Below are 13,212 nucleotides of genomic sequence, written 5' to 3' on the forward strand. Positions count from 1 at the left end.
CCCTAGGCCCCGGCCTCCCGGCGCCGGGCCCGGTACGCGGCGACGTGGAGCCGGTTGCCGCAGGTGCGGCTGGAGCAGTAGCGCCGGGACCGGTTGCGCGAGAGGTCGACGAAGGCGCGTCCGCAGTCGGGCGCCTCGCAGCGCCGCAGCCGCTCCTGCTCGCCGGCCACGATGATGAAGGCCAGCGCCATGCCGCAGTCGGCCGCGAGGTGGTCGGAAAGCGAGGCGTCCGGGGCGAAGTAGTGCACGTGCCAGTCGTAGCCGTCGTGGTCGGTGAGCTGGGGCGTGGTCCCGGCCGCGGCGACGAGCCGGTTCACGAGGTCGGCCGCCGTACGGGCGTCGGGCGCGGCGAAGACCTCGGCGAAGCGGCTCCGTACGGCCTGTACGGCTTCGAGGTCCTTCTCGCCGAGGGTGCCGACGCCGCTGATGAGGTGGCGCTCGGCGAAGGCGTACAGCGCCGGGAGATCGGCGAGCCCGTCCTCGGGCCCGTCCACGGTTCCGTCCGTCGGGCCGGAGCCGTCCTCGGGCGGCTCGCTCTCCGGTGCGGTGTTCACCAGATCGACCACCGTGTCGAGGGCGATCCGGGTGTCGTGAGGGATCAGCACGCTTCGCTCCCTGGCCTCCGGCGGGCGGGCGCCCGCCGATGGCGGCTGACTCTACTGGCTCACCCGGCCGCTCCCCGGCCCGGTGCGGGCCTGCGGGCGAGCGGAGACACCTCACCGAGGCCGTCGGCATGCAGGAGGCCACCGATCCGCTCCTGGGGGCGTGGCGCACGCACAGGCGCCGTCACCGCGGTGGATTCCGCGGCGACGGCGCCGGTGTCTGCCTTATGTGGTTGTCCGCGCGACGCCGTCTCCCCGAGTCGGACGGCGCCGGGCAGCTATCGGCCTGGCTCAGCTCTCGGCCAGGATGTGGGAGAGCTCCGTGTCGAGATCGAAGTGACGATGCTCGGTGCCGGGCGGAACCGCGGCGTCGGTCCTCTTCAGGAACGACTCCAGGGCTCGCGCCGGAGCTTCGAGCAGGGCTTCTCCCTCTGGAGAGCTCAGGGCGATGCAGACGACGCCTTGACCGTGACTACGAGATGGCCAGACGCGGACGTCTCCGGTGCCGGTGGGCCGGTGCAGCCCCTCGGCAAGGAGGTCACGGGCGAAAACCCACTCGACCGTCTCCTCCGCTCCGGTGTGGAAGGTGGCGTGCACGGCATAGGGATCGGCCGTGTCATACCGCAGGCCCGCGGGTACAGGCAGTGAGGACTCGCTCGACACAACGAGGCGCAGGTGCAGCTCGCAGCTGACCGTGGTGTTCATAAGCGCCAGGGCCTTTCGCTCAGTGTGCGCTCGGGGATTCGCACGTCGGCGAAATCGACATGCCACCTACGGTGGCGTTGTAAACCCCTCTGACCCATTTGTGATGCTTCGGGTCCCTCGCTCAGCGGTGTGTAACTTTGAGTCATGCGCCCATTCAAGTGACGACGACGGGTCGGGTAGGTTGAGCTCCATGAATGCGGAGAGTGACGAGCGGATCGAGGCTGCCGAGAAGGCGTCCCCGGAGTCCGCTCCGGGGGGCACGACCGGAGTGGAAAAGGTGGAACGCGAGCTGGGATCGCGGGCGCCGGGCTTCATCAAGGCGTCCAAACCGTTGCACCTGAGCTGGCAGGTCGGCGTCTTCGTCGTCGGCCTGGGGGTGGTGGTGGCCGGTGTGCTGATGCTGGTGCTGCCGGGGCCCGGCTGGCTGGTGATCTTCGGCGGTATGGCGATCTGGGCGACCGAGTTCGTCTGGGCCCAACTGGTGCTGCGCTGGACCAAGCGCAAGGTCACCGAGGCCGCCCAGCGGGCGCTGGATCCCAAGGTCCGGCGGCGCAACATCATCCTCACCGCGGTGGGGCTGGTGATCGCGGCGGTGCTGGTCGGGATCTACGTCTGGAAGTTCGGCCTCGCCCTGCCGTGGACGGTCGGCGAGTAGGGACGCGGACTGCGGGTGGCCGGCGCCGGGGACGGTCCGGAAGCACCGCTGACATGGGGTAATGTTTGCGGTGCGCCCGGGCGATTAGCTCAGTGGGAGAGCGCTTCGTTCACACCGAAGAGGTCACTGGTTCGAACCCAGTATCGCCCACCCGGAGAGAGGCCCCCGAGACTTCCGAGTCTCGGGGGCCTCTGCGTTTCCCGCCCCAGGGTCTTCCGCGCTCCCGGCCCCAGGACCCGCGAGATCCTGGGGCCGGGCACCGGTCACCGCATCCGGCCCAGCACGTCCTTCAGCTTGCGTGCGTCGCGCAGCCGCTGCTCGTACGTGGCCCCCACGGCCAGCAGCAGCAGCCCGGCCAGCGCCGGCGGCAGCCAGCGCGGCAGTGCACCCGCCACCTGGACGACGTAAGGCGCCAGCTCGTGCAGCGTGACCAGGGCCAGCACCGCGCCGCCGAGCAGCAGCAGCGCCTGGAGCCGGTACTTCGCCCCCAGCAGCGTGATCACCAGCGCCGCCACGCCCAGCAGCAGCGGCCGCACCCAGTCGGGGTCGGTCCAGGCCACGGCCAGGCTCGGCAGCAGCGTCGCCGCGAGCCCCGGCCCGTACGCCGTCCAGGAGGACGCCTCGGGGTCCTTGCGCCGCCGCAGTACGCCGACGACCAGGGCGGGCACCGTCACCGGCAGGGTGTACGCCTCCGGGGCCGACACCTCCGACGCCGCCAGCCGGACCCAGGTCGCCGCCACGAACAGCACCGCCGCCACGTACCCCGCCGCCGGCCGCCGCTCCGGGCGCACCGCCGCCCCCGCCGCCAGCACCCCGCACAGGGCGAGCACCAGGGCCAGGAACGGCGCATCCGGCACCGCGAGCCCGACGGCCACCAGCGCACCCAGCGCCCCGGCCAGCTCCACCGGCAACGCCACCGGGTGCAGCCGCAGCCGCGCCCCCAGCAGCACCGTCACCGCGGGCACCACGAGCAGCAGCGGCGCGGCCTCGTGCGGCGCGAGCCTCAGGGACCCGGCCACGCACCCGGTCAGCACCGTGCCCCACACCACCGCGGCCACCGCGAACACCGCCTGCTCCACCACCGCGCGCGTCCGCAGCGCCGCCCCCGCGAACAGGACCACCAGCGCCCCGAACACCGCGTACGTCGCCACCTCCGCAGCGAGCGACAGCAACCCCACGCTCACCGACCCGCCGACGGCGCCCACGAGCGCGGTCACGGTCATGGCGGACCAGCCACCGCCGGATGCCCCCGCCACGGCCCTCGCCGGACCGGCGGAGGACTCCCCGGAATCCCGCACCGCCACCACCAGCAGCCCCGCCACCAGCACCGTCTCCAAGGCCACCGCGACCGGGTACGGCACCCCCAGCACCGCCGCCGCCACCAGCAGCGCCGCCCAGCCCAGCGCCAGCGCCCCCGCGCCCGCCGCACCGCGCGCCCTCGCCCCCGGCGTGACCAGCGGAGCGGCGACCCGCACCAGCGACGGCCACCACCGGTACGCCGCACCGAGCAGCCCCGCCACCACCGCGAGCACCACCGGAGCCGCGGCCGTCTCCGACCACCGCATCGACTCCCCGAGCGCGCCCCGGAACCCGTCCGGCGCCCCCGCCCACACCTCGGCGACCAGCTCGACCGGCCCCAGCAGCACCGCCGCGACCGGAGGCACCGCCCACAGCAGCGCACCGGCCACCACCGCGCCCGCCGCCGCCAGCACCCCGCGCCCCGCACTGCGCGGCAGCGGTGCCCGTACGACGGACAGCAGGGCCAGGCCGCAGAGCAGGTACACCGGAACGTGCCAGGTGCCCGGCACCGCCGCCCGCAGCACGCCGCCCACCGCCGTCACCGCCGCCAGACCGGCCACCACGCCGCCCGCCTGCGCATAGCCGTTCGGAGCGCGCCACGCCCCGGCCAGGGCCGCCACGGCCGCCGTCAGCGGCAGCGTGCCCGGCAGCACGGCCCCGAGCGGACCGTCGGCCGTCAGGGACTCCCCGAGCCCCGTCAGCAGCGCCGCCGACCCCATCACAGCCAGGCCGATACCCGCCGTGACCCGTACGCCCAGGCCCTTGCCCCACAAGGCGATAGCGCCGTCCACCACGGCCGTCACCAGCAGGGCCCAGCCGACCACGATCGCCGGAGCACCGGCGGCCCAGGCGCCCAGCAGCAGCGGCCACTGGACGAAGAACACGGCTGCGGGCAGCGGCAGGTGCAGCTTGCCCAGGGCCAGGCCGTAGGCCGCCCAGAGCGCGGCGAGCACCGCCGAGGCCACGGCGGTGAAGGTGAGCCCGTCGGCGTCCGGCGCCGCGACCGCGTGGATCGCGTAGACGTCCAGCAGTGTGAGGACCAGGGCGAGCGCCGCCAGAGCCTCCGCCGTGGCCGCGAGCTTCCGGCGCAGCAGGACCGCGGGGGCGGTCAGCGCCGCCACCGTGACCAGCGCCAGGACGGCGGACCGGCCGCCGATCCCCATGGAGCCCCAACTGACCAGGGTGAACGCGACGGCCGCGACCGTCAGCAGCAGACCGCCGAGCGTCAGCAGCACGTTCTGCGCGCTGCGCGGCGGCCCGGACGGCTTCGCGGCCCGGGGCGCGGCCGACCACGGCTGCCCCGGCGCCCAGCCGTGGCCGACGGGCGGCGTCTGCCAGCGGGGCGCGTCCGGCGCCTGCGGCCGCAACGCGCTGACCAGCCAGGCACGACGGGTCAGCAGGTGGGCCCGGCGGGCGTCCAACTGAGCCAGTTCTCGGTCGAGGAGCGCCAGTTCCTCGGCGGGCGGCGGCACATGTTCCATGTACGGGAGTGTGGCCCCGGCCCTCCGCCTCGTACATGCGCTCGGATACTCAGTTTCCGCGTTTCCGCGCCTGAGTAAGCGCCGGTGGAGGCGTGGGGTGAGCGCCGGTGGGGACGGGAGGCAAGCACCGGTCGAGACGCGGCCGGAAGCGGTTTGAACGAAGCCCGCCGAGCCCTGTATGGTTCAACCCGTTCCCGGGCGATTAGCTCAGTGGGAGAGCGCTTCGTTCACACCGAAGAGGTCACTGGTTCGAACCCAGTATCGCCCACCGGGGAAAGCCGGTCCGCCAGCATCACGGCGGACCGGCTTTCGCATGTCCGGGCCCCCAAGACCTACGCCGCCGCGGGCAGCTCCGGGCGCAGCGGCCACGCCGGGTCCACCGGCTCCGGTGTCCCGCTCCTCGCGAACCACGCCTCCAGGCCGCGCGCCTGCGCCGCGTGCCAGGTGGCCTGGAGGGTGTGCAGCTCGGCGGGGGAGAGCCGCTCCAGCCGGGACGAGAAACGCCGGCCTATCGCGCGCACCAGCTCCAGCGAGGCCGAGGCGTCCGCCGCCGCGTCGTGGGCGCCGTCGAGCGGCACCTCGTACAGCTCGCAGAGATCGGTGAGGGTGCGGCGGCCCTTGCGGTAGCGGTCCAGGTGTTTGTCCAGCACCCGGGGGTCCACCACCCGCAGCGGCACGTCGGCCATGTACCCGGCCAGCGACGAGGCCCGGTGCCGCTTCAGCTCGCGGTCCAGCAGGGTCAGGTCGAACGGCGCGTTCATCACGACCAGCGGGCGGCCCGTGGCGCAACTCTCCGCCAGCGTACGGGCGATCTCGTCCATCACCGGAGCGGGCCAGCGGCCGTTGCGCTGGAGGTGATCGTCGGTCAGACCGTGGATCTCGGTCGCCCCGGCGGGCACCGGGATCCCCGGGTTGACCAGCCAGCGGGTGGTGCGGACGCGTCCGCCCGTCGTGTCCTGCGCGACGAGAGCGGCCGAAACGATCCGGTCCCGCTCGACGTCCACGCCTGTCGTCTCCGTGTCAAAAGCGGCCAGTGGCCCTTCGAACCAGTGCATCATCCCCGAACTCCTCGCACCTGCGCGGCAGATGGAGTGATTCCTCTGCCCGATATCGGTGATACCCGTGCTGTTTGCCTGATACGCCGTTTGCGGGCGTTCTCCTGCGGTGACAACACAGTCAGGAGCCAGGGCAGTTGCTCCTCCCCCTCATACGACGTCACTTCTGACGGCACGTCCGGAAGGCATACGGGGCCATGGCGCTCGCGCAGCCCGATCCAGGAGGGCCCGCCCGCGCCGAAGGGTTCGGGCCGGTGGAGCAGCGGAACGACGCACCGCTGCGCGGCTCCCTCGCCACCACCGCCTGCATGGAGACCCTCCAGGTGGGCTACCTGCACGCGGTCGCCGCGGCGGCGGGATGCTCGCTGTCCCAGCCCTTCCCCGACAACGGCATCGACTGGCACGTCAGCCACGGTGCCGCCGCCCACACCGTCGACGACGAAGTGACCATCAAGGTGCAGCTCAAGTGCACCTACCAGCTACCGCCGCACCCGGCGGGCGGGGCGTTCTCCTTCACGCTCGACAACGCCCATCTCGTCAAGCTCGCCCACACCCCGGTCTCGGTGCACAAGATCCTGGTGGTGATGATCGTGCCGCGCAGCCAGGACGAGTGGCTGAGCGCCGGGCCCGGCAGCCTCGATCTGCGGCACTGCTGCTACTGGACCAACCTGGCCGGCCACGCGGTGACCGGCCGGTACCGGACCACCGTGCGCATCCCGACCTCACGGATCTTCGACGACCGCGCACTCTGCGACATCATGGCCCGGGTCGGGGCCGGAGGGAGACCCTGATGCACCGGTCGATGGACGAACCCACGGGCCCGGCGGAGCTGTTCGGCGCCCGGGCGCACCCCGCCGTGAGCAGGGAGTACGCCGACCCGGGCGGCGACGGCACCCCGCTGCCCGACCCGGCGGTGCTCACCGCGCTCCTGCACCGGTACGGCTGGCAGCGGCGCGGGGGAGCGGCCGGGCGCTACAGCCGCTGGGCCCCGCCCGGACCCTCCGCCGGCGCCAGTCTGCTGGTCCCGGAGAACGCCGCCTTCCCCGATGCCGAGGATCTGCTGGCCGAGGCGCTCACCGCGCTCTCCCGCAGCGCCGCCCCGTCGGCCCAGGACATCCTGGTCTCGCTCGCGGTGCCCAGTGACGAGGTCCGCTGGTGGCGCGAGGTCCCCGAATCGGCGGCCGGGGCGGCGGGCGCCTCGGGGTGGGCCGAGGCGGAGGAGCTGCGGTCGGCGGCCCGGCAGATCCTCCTCGCCGGGGCGCTCGCCGCCCGTGGCCGGGCCGGCTACCACGGGGCCCGGCACCGCAGGAAGGCCCGGGCGGCGCTGGACGGCACGCTCATCGGGCCCGCGCCGGGCGGGCGCCGGCTCACCGCGTTCGTCCCCGTCGCGTCGGGACGCGCCGTCGCCGTCCAGCTCTGCCAGGCCCTGCACGCCACTCGGGAGGCGGTGGACTACCAGCGGGCCACCGGAGGCATGGAGGCCTTCGACAGCGCGGTGGCGGCGGGCGTCAGCCGGGAGCTGACCGAGGCGCTGGTGGCCCTGGTGCGCGGTACGGAGGGGGCCGGGATCGACCTGCGGTGGGCGCCCGCCGCCGGAACCCCGGACGGCTGCCCGGCCCGCCCCGCACCCGTCGAGTTCTCCCCGGGCGACCTCCCCGCCCTGCGCTCCGCCGGGGCCCGTTACCTCCGCGAGGAGCCCGCTGTCCCGGTCCGGATCACCGGGGCTGTGGTCCGGCTGCGCCGCTCGGGGCCGCGCGGCGCCGGAATCGTACGGCTGCGGGTGCTGGCGGGGGCGGAGGTCGCGCACGTCCGGGTGGAGCTGGACGAGGAGGCGTACCGGATCGCGGGCCACGCTCACCTCGTCGGGCTGCCGCTGCGGGTGGAGGGCCGGCTGGAGCGGCGGGGCGGCTTCCGGCGGCTCACCGGGGCTTCGCAGGTGGCGCCCGTCCAGGTCGACGAGGCGGAGCGGGACCGGCTGATGAAGTCGCTCCAGGAGAACCTGGACTTCTTCGAGGAGGCGTGCGCGGGGGAGGAGGCCTGACGAGAGGGAAGGCGTTCGCATCGGGGGCGTACGGCTCGGTACGATTCGCCTTGTCTGGTCAATAAGAAGACAGGCAACCCCCTCAGTCAGGAGAGACCGGTGTCAGACGTCCGTGTGATCATCCAACGCGATTCCGAGCGGGAAGAGCACGTGGTGACGACGGGCACGACCGCCGGTGAGCTCTTCCCCGGTCAGCGCACCGTCGTCGCCGCGCGCATCGGCGGCGAGCTGAAGGACCTCTCCTACGAACTCCAGGACGGCGAGAGCGTCGAGCCGGTGGAGATCTCTTCCGAGGACGGCCTCAACATCCTGCGCCACTCCACCGCGCACGTCATGGCCCAGGCCGTGCAGGAGCTGTTCCCCGAGGCCAAGCTCGGCATCGGCCCGCCGGTCAAGGACGGTTTCTACTACGACTTCGACGTCGAGAAGCCGTTCACGCCCGAGGACCTCAAGGCCATCGAGAAGAAGATGCAGGAGATCCAGAAGCGGGGCCAGAAGTTCTCCCGCCGCGTGGTCTCCGACGAGGCCGCGCGCGAGGAGCTGGCGGACGAGCCGTACAAGCTGGAGCTCATCGGCATCAAGGGCTCCGCCTCCTCGGACGACGGCGCGGACGTCGAGGTGGGCGGCGGCGAGCTGACCATCTACGACAACCTGGACCCCAAGACCGGTGACCTGTGCTGGAAGGACCTCTGCCGTGGTCCGCACCTGCCGACCACCCGGTTCATCCCGGCGTTCAAGCTGATGCGCAACGCCGCGGCGTACTGGCGCGGCAGCGAGAAGAACCCGATGCTCCAGCGCATCTACGGCACCGCCTGGCCGACCAAGGACGAGCTGAAGGCGCACCTGGAGTTCCTGGAGGAGGCCGCCAAGCGCGACCACCGCAAGCTCGGCAACGAGCTGGACCTCTTCTCCTTCCCCGACGAGATCGGCCCCGGCCTCGCGGTCTTCCACCCCAAGGGCGGCGTCATCCGCCGGGCCATGGAGGACTACTCGCGCCGCCGCCACGAGGAGGAGGGCTACGAGTTCGTCTACTCGCCGCACGCCACCAAGGGCAAGCTCTTCGAGAAGTCCGGCCACCTGGACTGGTACGCCGACGGCATGTACCCGCCCATGCAGCTCGACGACGGGGTGGACTACTACCTCAAGCCGATGAACTGCCCGATGCACAACCTGATCTTCGATGCGCGCGGCCGCTCCTACCGCGAACTGCCGCTGCGCCTCTTCGAGTTCGGCACGGTGTACCGGTACGAGAAGTCGGGCGTCGTGCACGGCCTGACCCGCTCGCGCGGCTTCACGCAGGACGACGCGCACATCTACTGCACCAAGGAGCAGATGGCGGAGGAGCTCGACCGCACGCTCACCTTCGTGCTGAACCTGCTCCGCGACTACGGGCTGACCGACTTCTACCTGGAGCTCTCCACCAAGGACCCGGAGAAGTACGTCGGCTCCGACGACACCTGGGAAGAGGCCACCGAGACGCTCCGCCAGGTCGCCGAGAAGCAGGGTCTGCCCCTGGTCCCGGACCCGGGCGGCGCCGCGTTCTACGGCCCGAAGATCTCCGTGCAGTGCAAGGACGCCATCGGCAGGACCTGGCAGATGTCGACCGTGCAGCTCGACTTCAACCTGCCGGAGCGCTTCGACCTGGAGTACACCGGCCCGGACGGCTCCAAGCAGCGCCCGGTCATGATCCACCGCGCCCTGTTCGGCTCCATCGAGCGCTTCTTCGCCGTGCTCCTGGAGCACTACGCGGGCGCCTTCCCGGTCTGGCTCGCCCCGGTCCAGGCGGTCGGCATCCCGATCGGCGACGCCCACATCCCCTACCTCCAGGAGTTCGCCGCCAAGGCGCGGAAGCAGGGGCTGCGGGTGGACGTGGACGCGTCCTCCGACCGGATGCAGAAGAAGATCCGCAACCAGCAGAAGAACAAGGTTCCGTTCATGATCATCGCTGGTGACGAGGACATGGCCAACGGCGCCGTCTCCTTCCGCTACCGCGACGGTTCGCAGGAGAACGGCATCCCGGTCGACGAGGCCATCGCCAAGATCGCGAAGGCTGTCGAGGACCGCGTACAGGTCTGAGCCTCTTCTCGGGTCACGGCCCCCGGAGCGCTACCCGCGCTCCGGGGGCCGCTTCTCGTCCTCCCGCGTGAACACCTGGATCAGCCACGACGAGAACGACCCCGTCACCGCCCCCAGCAGCGCCAGCCCGCACGCCATCAGCCCCGTAGCCACCACCCGTCCCCAGAACGTGACCGGTGTGGCGTCCCCGTAACCGACCGTCGTCAGCGTCGCGCACGCCCACCACACCGCGTCCCCGAACGTGCGGATGGAGGCGTCCGGGGCCCGGTGCTCCAGGTGGTAGACCGCGAGCGAGGCGGCGAAGCCCAGCAGGACGGCGGTCATGCCCGCGTACGCCATCACGCGCGCGTACAGGTCCAGCCGCGGCCGGTCGTGGCGCCGCTGCACCGCCTGGTAGACCTTCACCATGCGCAGCGGGCGCAGCAGCGGCAGGAGCAGGACCACCGTGTCGAGCCAGCGGACGCGGAGGAAGCGCGAGCCCAGGCCGCTGAGCCGCAGCCGCGTGACGTAGTCCACGAGGAAGAGCAGCCAGGTCGACCAGACCAGGGTCAGCGCGAGGTCGTTCCAGGGCTCGGCCTCGTGCGGGGTGAGCACCCGGACCGCGTACCCGGTGAGGAAGAGCAGTCCCGCGAGGAAGAGCGGCACCTCCGTGCGCTGCTCCCAGCGGGTCAGCCGGGCCGGTGGCTGGTGGACGGGGCGGTTGCTCATCGCCTCAGCATCGCGGGCGGCCGAGCGGTGCGGCCCCGGCGACACGCTCGCCGCGGGTGACGCAATATGCTGATCGGCATGACGAGTGAGCCGGAGCAGCAGATCGGCGTGGGGACGCCGGACGCGTTTCAGCGTCTGTGGACGCCCCATCGGATGGCGTACATCCAGGGTCAGGACAAGCCGAGCGGCCCGGGCGCCGAGGACGGCTGTCCGTTCTGTTCGATTCCGGCGAAATCCGACGAGGACGGGCTCGTGGTGGCGCGCGGCGAGCACGTCTACGCGGTGCTGAACCTCTACCCGTACAACGGCGGGCACCTCATGGTCGTCCCCTACCGGCACGTCGCCGACTACACGGAGCTGGACGGTCCGGAGACGGCGGAGCTGGCGGACTTCACCAAGCGGGCGATGGCGGCCCTGCGCGCCGCCTCCGGGGCGCACGGCTTCAACATCGGGATGAACCAGGGCTCGGTCGCCGGCGCCGGGATCGCCGCCCATCTGCACCAGCACCTGGTGCCGCGCTGGGGCGGGGACACCAACTTCATGCCGGTCATCGGCCACACCAAGGTGCTGCCGCAGTTGCTGGGCGACACCCGGGCGATGCTGGCGGGTGCCTGGCCGGCCGCATAGCCGAGCGGGTACGGGGAAGAGGGGCGCCCAGGCTTTTCCGGTGCCCCTCCTCCGTTCCGGGTGCCCCTCTCCCGTACGTACGCCCGGTCTGCTCTCCCGTACATACGCCGGTCTACGCGTCGTACACGTCCGCCTTGCGCGGGGACGGGTCCTGGACGAGGCCGCTCAGTATCATCGAGCGGTTGTCGAAGCGCTCGGTGTCCACGCCGTGCTCCGCGAGGACCCGCATCGCCGCCGAGTGGACCACGCGCAGCACCGGCGTCGCCGCCCGCATCGCGTCGTCCGCCATGAAGCGGTGGTTCCACGGCTTCGCGGCCCAGGCGTGCCGCAGTCCGAAGGGCTCCGGCAGCACTATCTTCCCGCCCAGGTAGTCCAGCACCGGCGGATACCAGGTGAAGGGCGCCCGCAGCGCGAGCCGGACGACCTCCCTGGCCTCCACCACCGGCAGTTGGATGTCCCGGGTCTCCCAGAACCTCATGGTCTTGTTGACCGTCCTGGTCCGGGCAGCGGGCTTGGCGAAGAACAGCCCGTGGACCGGGCCCAGCGCGTGGCCGGTGACCTCGATGCGCAGCGTCTCGTGGAGCACGGTCACCGTGATCATCATCGTGATGACGAGCTGCCCGTCCCAGAGCGTGAACTGCACGCCCAGGTAGTGCCGGTCACCGCTGCCGAACTGCTGGTGATTGCAGATCCGCTGTATCTCGTGCGGCTTCACCTGGAAGGTCGCGACGTCCTCGCCTTCCGGGCGGGAGACGGAGTCGGCGTTCTCGCCGATCGGGGAGACGACCCAGTGCTTCACGGACGGCTTGGGGAAGCCGCCGGTGTTCAGCGGGCCGCGCTCCAGCATCTTCAACTGGTCGTGGATGATCCGGACCAGGTCCCAGCTGCGGAACTGGTGGATCTCCTTCGTCGGGTCCTTCGGCGTCAGCTCCTCGGCGAGCTGCCAGCTTCCCCACCGGGTGCCCATGCCGAGGATGCCCTTGGGGCCGGCGTAGAAGACGGCGTTGGACTGCTGCTCGGCCGAGAGCTTCTCCAGCCCCTGGCGCAGCGCCTCGCGCGCGGTCTCGTTGGGGTTCTTCGGCACCGCCTCCGGGATCTTGGCGATGACTCCGGTGCCGGACAGCAGCCCGCCCCAGCGGGCCCGCAGGTCCTGGGCCGAGGTCTCCGCGACCCGCTTGGCGAGGAACCAGCCGATCAGCGGAGCGACGATCGCCCCCCGCACGTAGAGCGGCCAGAAGCGGTCCGTCGGCAGCTTCCACAGCAGGATCAGCGCGCCGATCCCGAACGCGGCCAGGAGCACCGTGCCGACCGCCCGGAACGCGGCGTCCTTGGACTTGGCCAGCGCGTCCTTGATCCGGAAGGCGATCACCCAGGCGATCATCCCCGGCAGGAACAGGAAGCCGAACACCGCCGTGATCAGCGTGAGCCGGGTGTCGCGCGCCTTACGCAGGTTGGTCGCCGACAGACAGTGCTCCACCACCGTCTGCGGATCGGTGCCGAAGGACTGGATGAGCGCCGCCCGGGAACCGCCGAGCATCCGCTCCTGGACGGCCCGGGAGAACGCCTCGCCGAGATTCGGCTTGAAGTAGTCGGACTTGAAGAGCTTGGAGGCGCCCGGCTTCACCGTCGACTTGTGCCAGTCGCTGTTGGCGTCGAGGATCACGTCCACCGGGCTGTCCCGGTACGCCGCCGAGGCCAGGGCATTGGTCGCCACCGACTGGCCGCCGGACCCCTGGATCGGGATCTGGGCCCCGGGTGAGAAGTCGAATACGTCGTTGGCCACTGCCTGTCGCCCCCACTCGCCGCACGGTCTGCTCCTGCGGTGTGCCCAACTACCGTACGCGGCATACCTTCTGAGCTGCGCCCACAGCGTATCGTCCGGACCCCCGCACCGTCCGTCACCCACCGGGACCCGGGAGGTGTGTGCGTCCGTGCGCCGGTCACGCGCCGGGTGATCCGTCCC

11 protein-coding genes and 2 tRNA genes are annotated in these 13,212 nt (G+C 71.9%); 7 read left to right on the forward strand and 6 right to left on the reverse strand.

Features of this window, described 5'->3' with window-relative positions; all coding sequences use genetic code 11:
- Window positions 1–2 precede the first annotated feature (2 nt).
- Together ACFWRT_RS23185 and ACFWRT_RS23190 are read right to left on the reverse strand one after the other, a co-directional pair.
- On the reverse strand, window positions 3–605 hold the full coding sequence (locus ACFWRT_RS23185) for a CGNR zinc finger domain-containing protein (RefSeq protein ID WP_380953449.1): 603 nt from the start codon (window positions 603–605) through the stop codon (window positions 3–5).
- A gap of 288 nt (window positions 606–893) precedes the next feature.
- The gene (locus ACFWRT_RS23190) at window positions 894–1,307 is read right to left on the reverse strand and encodes an SsgA family sporulation/cell division regulator (RefSeq protein ID WP_003959770.1); all 414 of its coding nucleotides are present in this window, start codon (window positions 1,305–1,307) and stop codon (window positions 894–896) included.
- Window positions 1,308–1,497: 190 nt separating this feature from the next.
- Here ACFWRT_RS23190 and ACFWRT_RS23195 point away from each other — a divergent pair, with 190 nt between their 5' ends.
- Together ACFWRT_RS23195 and ACFWRT_RS23200 are read left to right on the forward strand one after the other, a co-directional pair.
- Window positions 1,498–1,962: a TIGR02611 family protein gene (locus ACFWRT_RS23195; RefSeq protein WP_380953450.1), complete on the forward strand. Its 465-nt coding sequence runs from the start codon at window positions 1,498–1,500 to the stop codon at window positions 1,960–1,962.
- Between the two features lie 78 nt (window positions 1,963–2,040).
- A tRNA-Val gene (locus tag ACFWRT_RS23200) sits at window positions 2,041–2,112 on the forward strand.
- A gap of 113 nt (window positions 2,113–2,225) precedes the next feature.
- Here the strand turns inward: ACFWRT_RS23200 and ACFWRT_RS23205 are convergent.
- Window positions 2,226–4,742 (reverse strand): SCO7613 C-terminal domain-containing membrane protein, encoded by a 2,517-nt coding sequence (locus ACFWRT_RS23205; protein WP_380953451.1) that lies wholly within the window; start codon window positions 4,740–4,742, stop codon window positions 2,226–2,228.
- 196 nt (window positions 4,743–4,938) lie between these two features.
- On the opposite strand from ACFWRT_RS23205, the gene ACFWRT_RS23210 reads away from it, so the two are divergent.
- Window positions 4,939–5,010, forward strand: a tRNA-Val gene (locus ACFWRT_RS23210).
- Between the two features lie 64 nt (window positions 5,011–5,074).
- On the opposite strand, the gene ACFWRT_RS23215 is transcribed toward ACFWRT_RS23210, so the two are convergent.
- On the reverse strand, window positions 5,075–5,800 hold the full coding sequence (locus tag ACFWRT_RS23215; RefSeq protein WP_380953452.1) for a 3'-5' exonuclease: 726 nt from the start codon (window positions 5,798–5,800) through the stop codon (window positions 5,075–5,077).
- Window positions 5,801–5,994: 194 nt separating this feature from the next.
- Between ACFWRT_RS23215 and ACFWRT_RS23220 the strand changes: the two genes are divergently transcribed.
- From ACFWRT_RS23220 to thrS, 3 genes are all read left to right on the forward strand, one after another.
- Window positions 5,995–6,588 (forward strand): DUF4365 domain-containing protein, encoded by a 594-nt coding sequence (locus ACFWRT_RS23220; protein WP_380953453.1) that lies wholly within the window; start codon window positions 5,995–5,997, stop codon window positions 6,586–6,588.
- Window positions 6,588–7,838: a hypothetical protein gene (locus ACFWRT_RS23225; protein ID WP_380953454.1), complete on the forward strand. Its 1,251-nt coding sequence runs from the start codon at window positions 6,588–6,590 to the stop codon at window positions 7,836–7,838. The genes ACFWRT_RS23220 and ACFWRT_RS23225 overlap by 1 nt, the downstream gene beginning before the upstream one ends.
- A gap of 99 nt (window positions 7,839–7,937) precedes the next feature.
- A complete protein-coding gene (thrS, locus tag ACFWRT_RS23230) occupies window positions 7,938–9,914 on the forward strand; it encodes a threonine--tRNA ligase (protein WP_380953455.1) in 1,977 nt (658 codons plus the stop codon).
- A gap of 30 nt (window positions 9,915–9,944) precedes the next feature.
- Here the strand turns inward: thrS and ACFWRT_RS23235 are convergent, their stop codons facing one another.
- Window positions 9,945–10,622 (reverse strand): potassium channel family protein, encoded by a 678-nt coding sequence (locus tag ACFWRT_RS23235; protein WP_380953456.1) that lies wholly within the window; start codon window positions 10,620–10,622, stop codon window positions 9,945–9,947.
- Between the two features lie 66 nt (window positions 10,623–10,688).
- On the opposite strand from ACFWRT_RS23235, the gene ACFWRT_RS23240 reads away from it, so the two are divergent.
- Window positions 10,689–11,249 (forward strand): HIT family protein, encoded by a 561-nt coding sequence (locus ACFWRT_RS23240; RefSeq protein ID WP_031123634.1) that lies wholly within the window; start codon window positions 10,689–10,691, stop codon window positions 11,247–11,249.
- 112 nt (window positions 11,250–11,361) lie between these two features.
- Here the strand turns inward: ACFWRT_RS23240 and ACFWRT_RS23245 are convergent, their stop codons facing one another.
- Window positions 11,362–13,032 carry a hypothetical protein gene (locus tag ACFWRT_RS23245; protein ID WP_380953457.1) on the reverse strand — a complete coding sequence of 557 codons (1,671 nt, stop codon included), beginning with the start codon at window positions 13,030–13,032 and terminating at the stop codon, window positions 11,362–11,364.
- Window positions 13,033–13,212: the final 180 nt, after the last annotated feature.

This window comes from Streptomyces cyaneofuscatus (assembly GCF_042718795.1).
GTDB lineage: Bacteria > Actinomycetota > Actinomycetes > Streptomycetales > Streptomycetaceae > Streptomyces > Streptomyces cyaneofuscatus_A.

Excerpts from the sequence above, each read along its gene's own strand:
- ACFWRT_RS23190 (WP_003959770.1), bottom strand. The coding sequence starts at position 1,307 with ATGAACACCACGGTCAGCTGCGAGCTGCACCTGCGCCTCGTTGTGTCG.
- ACFWRT_RS23195 (WP_380953450.1), top strand. The coding sequence starts at position 1,498 with ATGAATGCGGAGAGTGACGAGCGGATCGAGGCTGCCGAGAAGGCGTCC.
- ACFWRT_RS23205 (WP_380953451.1), bottom strand. The coding sequence starts at position 4,742 with ATGGAACATGTGCCGCCGCCCGCCGAGGAACTGGCGCTCCTCGACCGA.
- ACFWRT_RS23215 (WP_380953452.1), bottom strand. The coding sequence starts at position 5,800 with ATGATGCACTGGTTCGAAGGGCCACTGGCCGCTTTTGACACGGAGACG.
- ACFWRT_RS23220 (WP_380953453.1), top strand. The coding sequence starts at position 5,995 with ATGGCGCTCGCGCAGCCCGATCCAGGAGGGCCCGCCCGCGCCGAAGGG.
- ACFWRT_RS23225 (WP_380953454.1), top strand. The coding sequence starts at position 6,588 with ATGCACCGGTCGATGGACGAACCCACGGGCCCGGCGGAGCTGTTCGGC.
- ACFWRT_RS23235 (WP_380953456.1), bottom strand. The coding sequence starts at position 10,622 with ATGAGCAACCGCCCCGTCCACCAGCCACCGGCCCGGCTGACCCGCTGG.
- ACFWRT_RS23240 (WP_031123634.1), top strand. The coding sequence starts at position 10,689 with ATGCTGATCGGCATGACGAGTGAGCCGGAGCAGCAGATCGGCGTGGGG.